The organism is Mycobacterium sp., assembly GCF_025965855.1.
In the GTDB taxonomy this organism is placed as follows: domain Bacteria; phylum Actinomycetota; class Actinomycetes; order Mycobacteriales; family Mycobacteriaceae; genus Mycobacterium.
The window spans coordinates 39,741-50,305 of record NZ_JAOPWB010000174.1; the positions used below are offsets into that span (position 1 = coordinate 39,741).

At 64.8% G+C, this 10,565-nt stretch carries 9 protein-coding genes; 7 read left to right on the forward strand and 2 right to left on the reverse strand.

What is annotated here, in order from left to right; translation table 11 throughout:
- The first annotated feature begins 283 nt into the window (after nt 1-283).
- The 5 genes from JWP83_RS14305 to JWP83_RS14325 all read left to right on the forward strand — a co-directional run bounded on the left by JWP83_RS14305 (nt 284) and on the right by JWP83_RS14325 (nt 4,635).
- Entirely contained in the window at nt 284-1,399 is a 1,116-nt protein-coding gene (locus JWP83_RS14305) for a glycosyltransferase (protein WP_297730924.1), read from the forward strand.
- 77 nt (nt 1,400-1,476) lie between these two features.
- The gene (locus JWP83_RS14310; RefSeq protein WP_297730926.1) at nt 1,477-2,418 is read left to right on the forward strand and encodes a glycosyltransferase; all 942 of its coding nucleotides are present in this window, start codon (nt 1,477-1,479) and stop codon (nt 2,416-2,418) included.
- A 5-nt stretch (nt 2,419-2,423) separates the two neighbouring features.
- Nucleotides 2,424-3,911 carry a glycoside hydrolase family 130 protein gene (locus JWP83_RS14315; RefSeq protein WP_297730928.1) on the forward strand — a complete coding sequence of 496 codons (1,488 nt, stop codon included), beginning with the start codon at nt 2,424-2,426 and terminating at the stop codon, nt 3,909-3,911.
- 16 nt (nt 3,912-3,927) lie between these two features.
- Nucleotides 3,928-4,344 (forward strand): hypothetical protein, encoded by a 417-nt coding sequence (locus JWP83_RS14320; protein WP_297730930.1) that lies wholly within the window; start codon nt 3,928-3,930, stop codon nt 4,342-4,344.
- Nucleotides 4,345-4,473: 129 nt separating this feature from the next.
- On the forward strand, nt 4,474-4,635 hold the full coding sequence (locus JWP83_RS14325; protein WP_297730952.1) for a hypothetical protein: 162 nt from the start codon (nt 4,474-4,476) through the stop codon (nt 4,633-4,635).
- A 274-nt stretch (nt 4,636-4,909) separates the two neighbouring features.
- On the opposite strand, the gene JWP83_RS14330 is transcribed toward JWP83_RS14325, so the two are convergent.
- Nucleotides 4,910-6,808, reverse strand: a complete 1,899-nt coding sequence (locus JWP83_RS14330; protein ID WP_297730933.1) for a bifunctional diguanylate cyclase/phosphodiesterase — start codon at nt 6,806-6,808, stop codon at nt 4,910-4,912.
- 402 nt (nt 6,809-7,210) lie between these two features.
- On the opposite strand from JWP83_RS14330, the gene JWP83_RS14335 reads away from it, so the two are divergent.
- Nucleotides 7,211-8,992 (forward strand): diguanylate cyclase, encoded by a 1,782-nt coding sequence (locus JWP83_RS14335; RefSeq protein WP_297730935.1) that lies wholly within the window; start codon nt 7,211-7,213, stop codon nt 8,990-8,992.
- Between the two features lie 133 nt (nt 8,993-9,125).
- Here the strand turns inward: JWP83_RS14335 and JWP83_RS14340 are convergent, their stop codons facing one another.
- A complete protein-coding gene (locus JWP83_RS14340) occupies nt 9,126-9,956 on the reverse strand; it encodes a MerR family transcriptional regulator (protein WP_297730937.1) in 831 nt (276 codons plus the stop codon).
- A 131-nt stretch (nt 9,957-10,087) separates the two neighbouring features.
- Between JWP83_RS14340 and JWP83_RS14345 the strand changes: the two genes are divergently transcribed.
- Nucleotides 10,088-10,450 carry a nuclear transport factor 2 family protein gene (locus tag JWP83_RS14345; protein WP_297730939.1) on the forward strand — a complete coding sequence of 121 codons (363 nt, stop codon included), beginning with the start codon at nt 10,088-10,090 and terminating at the stop codon, nt 10,448-10,450.
- Nucleotides 10,451-10,565: the final 115 nt, after the last annotated feature.

The following is a 10,565-nucleotide window of genomic DNA, read 5'->3' on the forward strand; positions in this document are numbered from 1 at the left end:
TCGTCTCACTGCAGACGCGCTCCGCTTTTGAAGCCCGCCCGACAAACGCTTCTTCGACCTCAGCGCACCCACGACCACGCCTTTCGGCCGGTGAGGGTGTAGCGTCAGGGGTGTTGGTACTCTCAGCCGATCCGGAATGGCTCAGCTTCTGACGCTGATCTGCCCGAGCATCCGCTCACGCCGGACACATCGTTAGTTTTACCGCTCAGTCGGGATAATTTTGAATGTTCCATCGTTGTTTCAGCTATTGATTGCTCCCTTTGGGATGCAACACTTTTCGTACATGCCGAGCTTTGGCATCCTCGGCACCTACTCGCCGACACCATGCGGCCTGGCGACCTTTAGCGCGGCCCTGGCAGACGGACTGACAGCCAGAGGCGCCGACGTCGATGTCGTGCGCATCGCCGACGGTGACGTCTCCGAGGAGCCCAACGTCGTCGGCGAGCTCGTCAACGGCTCGGCTTCGTCCGTAGCGGCAACCTCCGAGCTCCTCAACCAGAGCGATGTCGCCGTCATCCAGCATGAGTACGGCATCTATGGCGGTCCCGACGGAGACGAAGTCGTCCAGATCATGGCCGGATTGCGCGTCCCGTCGATCGTTGTCGTTCACACGGTTCTCAAACATCCGACACCACACCAGCTTTCGGTGCTCGAATCGGTGATGGCATTGGCCGATCAAGTGATCGTGATGTCGGAGGTGGCCGGCCAACGCCTGTGTGCGGGCTTCTCCGTCGACCGCCACAAGGTCATCACCATCCCGCACGGCGCGGCACTCCCCAGCACGAACGGCGTGCAGCATCCCGACCGGCCGACCATCTTGACCTGGGGCCTGCTGGGACCGGGCAAGGGCATCGAGCGGGTCATCGACGCCATGGCGTCGCTCAAGAGCCTGCCCAACCCGCCGCGGTACATCATCGCCGGCCGCACTCACCCCAAGGTCCTCGCCGCGCAGGGGGAAAGGTATCGCGAAGCACTTGTCGCGCAGGCGAAACGCGTCGGCGTCGCCGATTCGGTGTCCTTCGACGCCGTGTACCGCACCCCCGAAGAGCTCACCGCGCTCATCCAGACGGCTACCGTCGTCGTCCTGCCCTACGACTCGAAGGACCAGGTCACCTCCGGTGTGCTGGTCGATTCTCTTGCGAGTGGCCGCCCGATCGTCGCCACCGCTTTCCCCCACGCGGTCGAGCTCCTCAGCAGCGGCGCGGGCACCGTCGTCGCTCACGAGGATCCCGACGCACTGGTCGCAGCGCTGCACCAGCTGTTGACCGATCCGCTCGTCGCCGACTCGATGGCCACCGAAGCGCGCGGGCTGGCCCCGACGATTGCCTGGCCCGTCGTCGCCAACGCGTACGTCGGCGTGGCGCAAGGGCTGCTGGTCACGCAATCGGCACTGACGTGACCGGCGCCGCGCCCACCCAGGGGTTCGCGCACCTGTTGCGAATGACGGACCATCGCGCCACCTTCGAGCACGCGTGCATGAGCGAGCCCCGCCGTGAGCACGGGTATTGCACTGACGACATGGCCAGGGTGCTCGTCGTCACCACCCGCGAGCCCGACGCACCGGGTGCCGTAAAGGGCCTCGCCGGCAAGGCCCTGCAGTTCTTGAACGACGCCCAGTCCTACAACGGCTCCTGCCGCAACCGGATGGACCACGCCGGACATTGGACCGACCAGCCCACCACGGACGACCACTGGGGCCGCTGCATCTGGGGGCTCGGGACCGCCGCCGCCCACAGCGGCGTCAGCCTAGTCCGGCGACTGGCCGTGATTCAGTTCGAGCGCGCTGCCAAGGCCAGGTCACCGTGGCCACGGGCGATGGCGTTCGCCGCCGTCGGCGCCGCCGAACTCCTCAGCTTCGAGCCGGGTAATTCCGCGGCCCTGCGACTCCTCGCCGACTACGCCGCCACCGTCGCGAGACCCGAGACGAAGCCCGACTGGCCATGGCCCGAGCCAAGGCTCACCTACGCGAATGCGATTCTCCCCGAGGCGATGATCGCTGCCGGCGTCGCGCTGGAGGACCCGGACCTGAAACAGCGGGGCCTGGACCTGCTGGAGTGGTTGCTCGACTACGAAACGATTGACGGCCACATGTCGCCCACCCCCGCGGGCGGCCGGGGACCGCAGGACAGCCGGCCCGCCTTCGACCAGCAGCCGATCGAGGTGGCCACCCTCGCCGACGCCTGTGCACGCGCCGCAGCTGCCGATCCGCGGGCGATCTGGCCGGATGGGGTCCGGTCGTCCGCCGCCTGGTTCCAGGGCGCCAACGACTCCGGGTTGCTCATGTGGGACACGGATACCGGTGGTGGTTTCGACGGGTTGTCCGCCGAGTGCGTCAACCTCAACCAGGGCGCCGAATCGACCCTTGCGGTGATCTCCACCCTGCAGCACGCGCAGCGCTTTTCGCTGGTCCCACAATGACTTTGATGCGCACCGGGCTCGTCACCCGCGACCCCCACCGGATCGTGGCCAATCCGGCGCGGGTGATCACCCGGCTCTTCGTGCCCGGCCAGGAGGGCTTCGAGCTTCAGGAGTCCCGAGCGGGTGTGGTGCTCAGGCGCATCCTCGCACTGACCGACGACGACGTTCGGTCGTCCCTGGACGACGTCGTCATCCGCTTCGACGGACGCCACCGTGACCTGGTGGGCACGTTCCGTCGGCACGCCCACGAGCTCGCCGACCGCCTGGATCCCGATATCCACCTCTCCGATGAGCGAATGCTGTTGCTGGGAGCGACCTTTACCAGCGAGTACGCCATCGAGGGGGCGGCGCTGTGCAACCCCAGCATTGTGGCCCACCCCAACCAGACCGGCACGGCGGCAGGCAGCCTGCGATTCGTGATGAGCGTGCGCGGGATCGGGGAAGGGCACCGCTCGTCCGTCGGGTTCCGCACCGGTGTCATCGACGCCGCGGGTCGGGCCGCGATCGACGAGCCGGCCCGCTTCGCCACCACCGGAAGCGTGTCGGGCGCGCTGCTCGACGCCGCGGTGTTCCGCGGCGAACTCGGCCGCATCGGCAATGCCGGCGAGGCCGCGAACTACGTCTTCAACGCGCTCGGCGACCGCTTCACGCGATCCGACCTCGACGCGCGACTCGACGATCTCCGGGCCCACCTGAGCACCCGCGGACACGGGGAGCGCTCGGTCGCCCTGATCCGCACGATCGCCGCGCGGTTTTATGCCGTCGAATTCCCCAGCGAGGTATCGGTTTCCGAGCGAGTGCTGTGGCCGTCGATGGAGGCCGAGCAGGTCGGCATGGAGGACGCCCGCTTCGTCCGCTTCGTCGACGACGACGGCTCGGTCGCCTACTACGCCACCTACACGGCCTACAGCGGATCCCACATCAGCCAACAACTGCTGAAGACCAAGGATTTCCAGTCCTTCACCTCCGGGCCGCTCGTCGGGAAGGCCGCGGCCAACAAGGGTTTGGCCTTGTTCCCCCGACGAATACACGGTCGCTACGCCGCAATGTCGCGATCGGACCGCGAGACCAACACCGTCGCCTTCGCCGACCATCTGGCGGTCTGGACGAGCGCATCGCCCTGCCAGCAGCCGGCCGAGGCATGGGAAGCGCTGCAACTCGGAAATTGCGGCCCGCCAATCGAAACCGACGCAGGGTGGCTGGTGCTCACCCACGGCGTCGGTCCCATGCGAACGTATAGCATCGGCGCGATTCTGCTTGACCTCGACGATCCGACCCGGGTGCTCGGTCGGCTACGACGCCCACTGCTCAGTCCCGCCCACGACGAACAGAACGGTTACGTGCCCAACGTCGTCTATTCTTGCGGCGCGCTCGTTCACGCCGACACCCTGGTGATCCCCTACGGGATCGCCGACGGCGCCATCGGCATCGCCACCGCACCACTTCCGCAGTTGCTGGCCACGATCGTTCAGCAATCAGATCACCCGAGATGAGGTCACCATCAGCAGCATGAGAAGGTCCAGCGACAGAACGCATAATCCGCTCGGCGAGTACGTGCTGCACATGGGTGCGGGATTCGTCGCCAAGGAACGTCCGCGCGTGCTGGAGGCGTTGGCTACGCTCGGGCCGCATCTGGGCCGGTGGGACCCGCCTGACATCAGCCTGGAAGTCTCGTTGCAGGACCGCGGCCGCAAGGAGCAGCGCGTCACGTTGCGGACGACTTTGCCTGGTCTCCCGCCGCTAGTGGCCGTCGCCGGCAACCGCGATATCACGCGCGCTCTTCACGAAGCCATGCATGAGTTGATCCGGCAGCTCGAACACCAGAAGTCGTCGCGCGAACCCATGCACAATCGCAAGCTCGGGCACAACACGATCCGCCACCCGGGCACCTCGGCGCAGGCGCATCGCATCCCGCCTGCACCGTAGTCGCGCGGGTCTCGCCTGCTACGTGCTGCCGCCTCTTCGTCCGACCAATGAGTGTCGACCGCCCGGCATAGTCTTCGGCCTCGTGGGTCCAGATCCTCGCCCGTTCCACTGGATGCCCGAGGACACCGCATGGCCATCACCGACATCGCCGCATACGCGCACCTGACCGCGGCGGACATCACATCCCTGGAGCGCGAACTCGAAGAGATTCGCCGCGACGTCGAGGACTGTCGCCGAGCATCCAACGCGGCGCATGACGAGGCGGAGACGTGCCGCAACCTCTCGACCTGACGACAGTCTTGACGACAACCGTGACGACAGTTGCTGTCCCAGCGACGTCGCCTACACGACCATTTGCGGCCTATCTTGCCTGGTCATGGCGGTTGCCCGATCCTGGCAGTGTGGGGGTCAGGGGTTCGAGTCCCCTTAGCTCCACCACAAAACTGCAGGTCACGGCCCTAAATCTCCTCAAGGCCGCAGCATCGCGATGAGCCCGCGCCAGTAGAGCCCGCAGTCGCACGCGCGACCAGGACAACATGAACTCTGCGAGGCATCGTTGCCCACCCTAGATTGCGTCCACGCTCAGCGCCTCGTCGTTAGCGAAGCATGTCATCGGCACCCGGCGCCTGGACAGCAGTGACTCCATGGCGTCGCCTTCCACGGGGCGCGAGAACAGGAAACCCTGCGCCCGGTGACATCCATGCTCTATCAAAGTCTGTGCGGCAGCTGGCGTCTCAACGCCTTCGGCGACCAGTTGCAGGCCGAAGGCCTGAGCGAGCCCGATGATGGCGCGAACGATGGCCAGGTCGCCGGTGTTGGTGCCCAAGTCGCGGACGAACCCGGTGTCGATCTTGAGCATGTCGACCGGGAGGGACTTCAGGTGCGATAGCACCGCATAGCCGGTGCCGAAGTCGTCGATGGCAATCTGGACCCCGACTTCCTTGAGCTCCGAGAGGGTTTTGCGCGTGGTTTCGATGTCGTGCACCACGGCCCGCTCGGTGATTTCGAGGCATACCGATCCGCTGTCGATGCCGAACTCCTCGATGGTGTCGGCAACACTACGGACGAAGCCGCGGGTGATCAGTTGAACGGGCGACACATTGATGCGCATGATCGCGCCTTGTCCCACCCCGTTGGATTGCCATCGGCTCAATTCGGCGCAGGCGCTTCGCATCACCCATCGGCCCAAGTCTGCGGCGAGGTTGGTCGATTCGGCTACGCCGATGAACGAATCCGGTAGCAGCAGCCCGCGCGTCGGGTGCCGCCAACGGACCAGCGCCTCGGCCCCCAGGATCGCGCGGGTCAGCAAGTCGACTTCGGGCAGGTAATGCAGCAGCAGAGCGTCGCTGTCGATGCCCGCTTGCAGATGGAGTTCGATATCGTTGCGGAAGGCGACGTTGCGGGAGATGTCGTTGGTGCACACTGCGACCTGGTTGCCGCCCGCGCGCTTGGCCGTCAGGGCGGCCTCGTCGGCACAGCGGAGTAGATCCGCGGTGTTGTCGCGTCCGGGCCTGCCCAGCGCCATCCCGATGCTGACCGAAGGAGTGATCACATCGTCGCCGATCTTCAGAGGACCCCGCAACGTCGTCTGAAGCCGGTGCGCGAGCGATTCCGCGGTCCCAGTTAGCATCGCCCGGTCCGGAAAGACCAGGAACTCGTCGCCGCCGATCCGACCGATCGTGCCCAGCCTTCCCATGCTCGCCTGAAGCCTTTCGGCGAATACCCGGAGGTAAAAATCGCCAGCGGCGTGGCCGAAGTAATCGTTGATCGACTTCAGTCGGTCGAGGTCGAGATACAGGACCGCGACGGGTCCGGGGCGTCCCGCCGCGAGTCTTTCGGAAAGTTGCGCAACAGCCGATCGACGATTGTGCAAACCGGTCAAATCGTCATGCTCGGCCAGGTAGCGAAGCCCTTCTTCGGCGGCGATGCGGGCCTGGAGCTGTGCAAACAAAGTGGCGACCGCCCCGAGCGTGCCCACCTCTTCCTGCTTCCACTTCCTGCCACGAAAGTTAACGAGGCCGAGCACACCGGTGGTCACCCCCTTTGAAACCAGCGGTGCAGCGGCCATCGAGGGCGTCGCGACGCGGCGCCTTCCCGTGACCTGGCGTTGGAAAGCCTTGTAAGCGTAGTTTGTCGAGACCGGCGGCCGAATCACAACCGGTTCCGTAGGCTGAACCGCAAGCGGTTCCTTGCCATGCGCGCAAGGGGCGAAGACGTCGTCGGCGCTAGTGAAGTCGACAATCGCCAGGAAATCCGCGTGTGGACGGTTGGGTCGCGGTGGCCATTCCGCGATCAATTTCGAGGCCCCGATCGTTTGGACGTTGTGGCGTAAGAAGCCGGTGTCCGCGTCGAACAGGTGGACGAGCCTCGCCAGTACCTGTTCGCTCAGAGTGGTAGCGGTGGATGCATTAGCCTCCATCAGTTGGGCGGCAATGGAGGTGATGAAGTCTAGGCCGCGCGGCACGGTGCCTCGATTGCCGCGGTGCGCACGGTCTCAACCGGTTCAAGCACATCATCAGAGAATTCGACCCATGCCGGCCCGGTCTGGTGTGGTGTCTCGGTCATCGTTGGACTCCTCAAACATCCAAGTGCTCGCCGTCGTTCGCAGGACGCAGAGACCAACCCTTTACGCGGGGTGGCTAACGCGCGTGTCAACGCTGTGACGCCGACACGGGTGACTCACGGGTGACTATAGTCCCGTTAACGAGCGATCGCTTGGCGTACCTGTATTGAATTGTGTCTAATTCATGACCATAAGTCACTTGCGAACCGGTGATCACGCCGCTCGGTATGTATTCCCGAAATATCCATTACTCCGTCATTCTTGGTTGCATAATGGGCTCGACAGCGACCAGGAGGATCTGGTTTGGACGCGAGGAACGACAACTCCTGCAACGGCGAGGTCGAAGGCGGCGTGGTGGATCCAGCCCCCGATGGTCGGCAGATGCAGGCAGATGTTGTCGAGCAGCGGTACCGGCGGCTGGTGGACCACAGCTCCGACGCCATCTGCGTGCATGACGGCGCCCGCGTCGTCTATATCAACCCAGCCGGGGTCCGCTGGATCGGCGCACAGTCCTGCGCTCAGCTCGTGGGACACGTGATCACCGAATTCGTCCATCCGGACTCCGCTCCCGCGATGCTGGCGCGAATAGCTGCCCTGCGGCACGAGGGGGACACATCTCCCCCTTCGGAGGCGGTGATGCTGCGCTTAGATGGCACCACCTTCGACGTCGAGGCGGTGACGGTGCTGACGGTCTGGGAGGGTAGAACCGCCTATCAGGTGATCTTCCGCGATCTGTCTGCCCAGACGTCCGCCCAGGCGGCGCTGCGCTGCCAGGCGGCGCTGGCCACCTACGTCAGCGACGCGATCATCACCACCACGTCCGCCGGCGTCGTCACCCATTGGAGCCCGGCCGCTGAAACCATCTACCGCCGACCCGCCGCACGAGCACTGGCACTCTTGCTCAGCGAGGCGGTCGGCGCCCCTCTGGACCCCGCCGCGATCATCGCCCGCGGCGGAATCATTCATAGCACCCACCACGCGGCGGATGGAGCGGCTCTGGCCGTGCGGGTCTCCGCCACCGCAATGGACAACGGCTATCTCCTGGTCTGTACGGACCAGACCGCCCTGCGCCGTGCCGAACGATACTTCCAAACCGTGGTGACCACACTTGACTACGGGGTCGCGGTCATCGGCAGCGACGACCGTGTTGAATCCGCGAACCCGGCGGCCGACCGAATATTTGGCACAAGGCCTGAGGTTCTCGAAAACCGGCCAGCCAACAGAGCCTTCGACTGTCCCATCTACGACACCAACGGCCACCTCGTCGGTGCAGACCGGCATCCGCTCACCCAGATCCGGCAGACCGGAACCCCAATTAGTGATTACGTGTTCGGCGTTGATCGCCTCGACGGACAACGGGTATGGCTGTCAGCAAGCTATCGCCTGCTCAACCCGGACGATCCCCAGCATTCAGCGGTGCTCATCTCACTCACCGACATCACCGCACAACGCATCGCCAGCGAACGGCTTGCCTACGAGGCCACACACGACTCGCTGACCGGCTTGCCCAACCGCGCGTACGTTGTCACCCGGGCTACCGAAGCGCTCGAATCCGGCGGCCACCACGTCTTGGCGGCGGTCCTGTTCATCGATCTGGACAATCTCAAGACCATCAACGATATGTTCGGCCACGACGCGGGCGACGACTTGCTACAGATCGCGGCGCAACGTCTCTGCCGCGCGGTCCGATCCGACGACGTGGTCGCCCGGCTTGGCGGCGACGAATTCGTCGCTCTGCTCATTGGCCAGATCGCCCGCCCCGACCTCGACGCACTCGCCCACAGACTCCACGTGACCCTGTCGGAACCGGTCGTCATCGAGGGCATGACACTCCGCATCGGGGCCAGCATCGGAATCGTTGTGATCGAAAACAACGACCCGCGCGGCGCCGCGCAGATCCTGCGCGACGCCGACACCGCCATGTACGAGGCCAAAACCACAGGCCGGGGTAAAAGCCAATACTTCACCGAGCAGCTGCGAGACCGAAAGCGACGACACCCCACCAACCAACGGGACTCGCTCACCGGCGCTCCGAGGGCTTGGCAGGCTACTTCTGAAGCGGGGGGACGGGCCGCTGACGGCTAAAAACCCAGACACCCCTTAGCTCCACTTTTTGAGGCCTTCGTGTCCTTACTCGAACCCGGTTGAGCGTGGACGTCTGGATGTGGCCGGGTTGCACTGTCGGTGGGGCATGCAAGGTGACGGTGCGCGGGCGGGGTTACGCGGTTGTGGTGTGAAAGACCGGCCAGCCAATCTCGGTGCGCCAGGCCGTTTCGTCGCGGGTGTCTTGTGGGCCGACGAGGAAGTATTCGCGAATCGGGCCATCGATGGCGATCGCGTGTTGGGCGACGTGGGTGGCCAGGGCGCCGTAGGCCAGGTCGAAGTCGCGATACGAGCCGGCGTGCACCACTGTGGCCAATTCGGCGGCTGGTACCACGAGTTCGGTGAGGCGTCCGGTGCGTCGGAAGTCACCGCCGAAGGGGACGAAAACGGTCGCCTGCCCTCGTTCGCTGGCGATTAGCTCGTCGGCGAAGATGCCCCCAGCCGGCCCGCGGACGCGCACGCCTTGAGCAGTCAGGGTGGCATACAACTCGGCCAGAGCCCCCTGGACCCAGGTCAGCGCATCGCTTACGTCGACCACCTCGCTGATCGCGACTGCCTTGGTCGCTTCGACTCTGCGGTAACCTATCCGGCCTTCAGCGACAGGCCCGGGCTCAAGCAGCTCACGCAGCGACTCGACGGCCCGCTTGGTCTGCGCGAGTTGGGATTCCAGCCGCATGAGGTGCGCATTGATCAATTCGTTGCGTCGACGAATGTCTGTGGTGCTCATAACGGTGTCGATCTCGTCGAGCGGCATTTCCAGAGCCCGGAAGCGGCGAATGATCTGTGCCGTCGAGATTTGGTCGATGCTGTAGCGGCGGTAGCCGGTAGCGCGATCAACATCAACCGGCTCGAGCAGCCCGATCTGGTGGTAGTGGCGCAGCATCTTGACGCTCAACTGCGTCGCACGGGAGAAGTCCCCGATAGACAACAGCGCGCCTGAACTCATGGCCTCAGTGTGCACTCTCCCAATGGGGGAGAGTCACGCTCCGAACGAGCCTTGACTCGCCCACGATGTCAGCGCGCACGGTGGGATCACCGGCGCAACACCGCGCCAGTCACGAATTGGGAGACGAGAGTATGAAAGAGGCTGACCTGACGGGGATCGTCGCCGAACACATCGACGCGATCAACGCCGCGGACACCGATCGCACGGTGGCCACGTTCGCCGAAGATGCCTACGTCAACGACAACCACCGCGAATTCGTCGGAATCGACGCGATCCGCCGCTGGGTAGCCAAAGAAATGGTCGGCGAGAAGGTGACCATCGAAGTGCGCGAGGTGCTCGATCATTACGGCGACACCGTGGTGCGTGGGGCCTACGACGGCACGTTCGACCGGACCAATCTGCCCGACGAAATTGTTCTGACGAACTACTTCAGCGTGCGCGACGGCCAGATCGTCAGCCTCGCGATCGTATTCAATCAGCCCGCCGACTACTGACCTGGCACAGTCCGGCACACAACACGAAATTGGAGGATCAACTGATGGTGCGACTGGCTGGCAAGGTCGCCGTGATCACCGGCGGCAACAGCGGTATCGGGTTGGCGACCGCACG

Coding starts and splice junctions, on each gene's coding strand:
- JWP83_RS14305 (WP_297730924.1), top strand. CDS start 284: ATGCCGAGCTTTGGCATCCTCGGCACCTACTCGCCGACACCATGCGGC.
- JWP83_RS14310 (WP_297730926.1), top strand. CDS start 1,477: ATGAGCGAGCCCCGCCGTGAGCACGGGTATTGCACTGACGACATGGCC.
- JWP83_RS14315 (WP_297730928.1), top strand. CDS start 2,424: ATGCGCACCGGGCTCGTCACCCGCGACCCCCACCGGATCGTGGCCAAT.
- JWP83_RS14320 (WP_297730930.1), top strand. CDS start 3,928: ATGAGAAGGTCCAGCGACAGAACGCATAATCCGCTCGGCGAGTACGTG.
- JWP83_RS14325 (WP_297730952.1), top strand. CDS start 4,474: ATGGCCATCACCGACATCGCCGCATACGCGCACCTGACCGCGGCGGAC.
- JWP83_RS14340 (WP_297730937.1), bottom strand. CDS start 9,956: ATGAGTTCAGGCGCGCTGTTGTCTATCGGGGACTTCTCCCGTGCGACG.
- JWP83_RS14345 (WP_297730939.1), top strand. CDS start 10,088: ATGAAAGAGGCTGACCTGACGGGGATCGTCGCCGAACACATCGACGCG.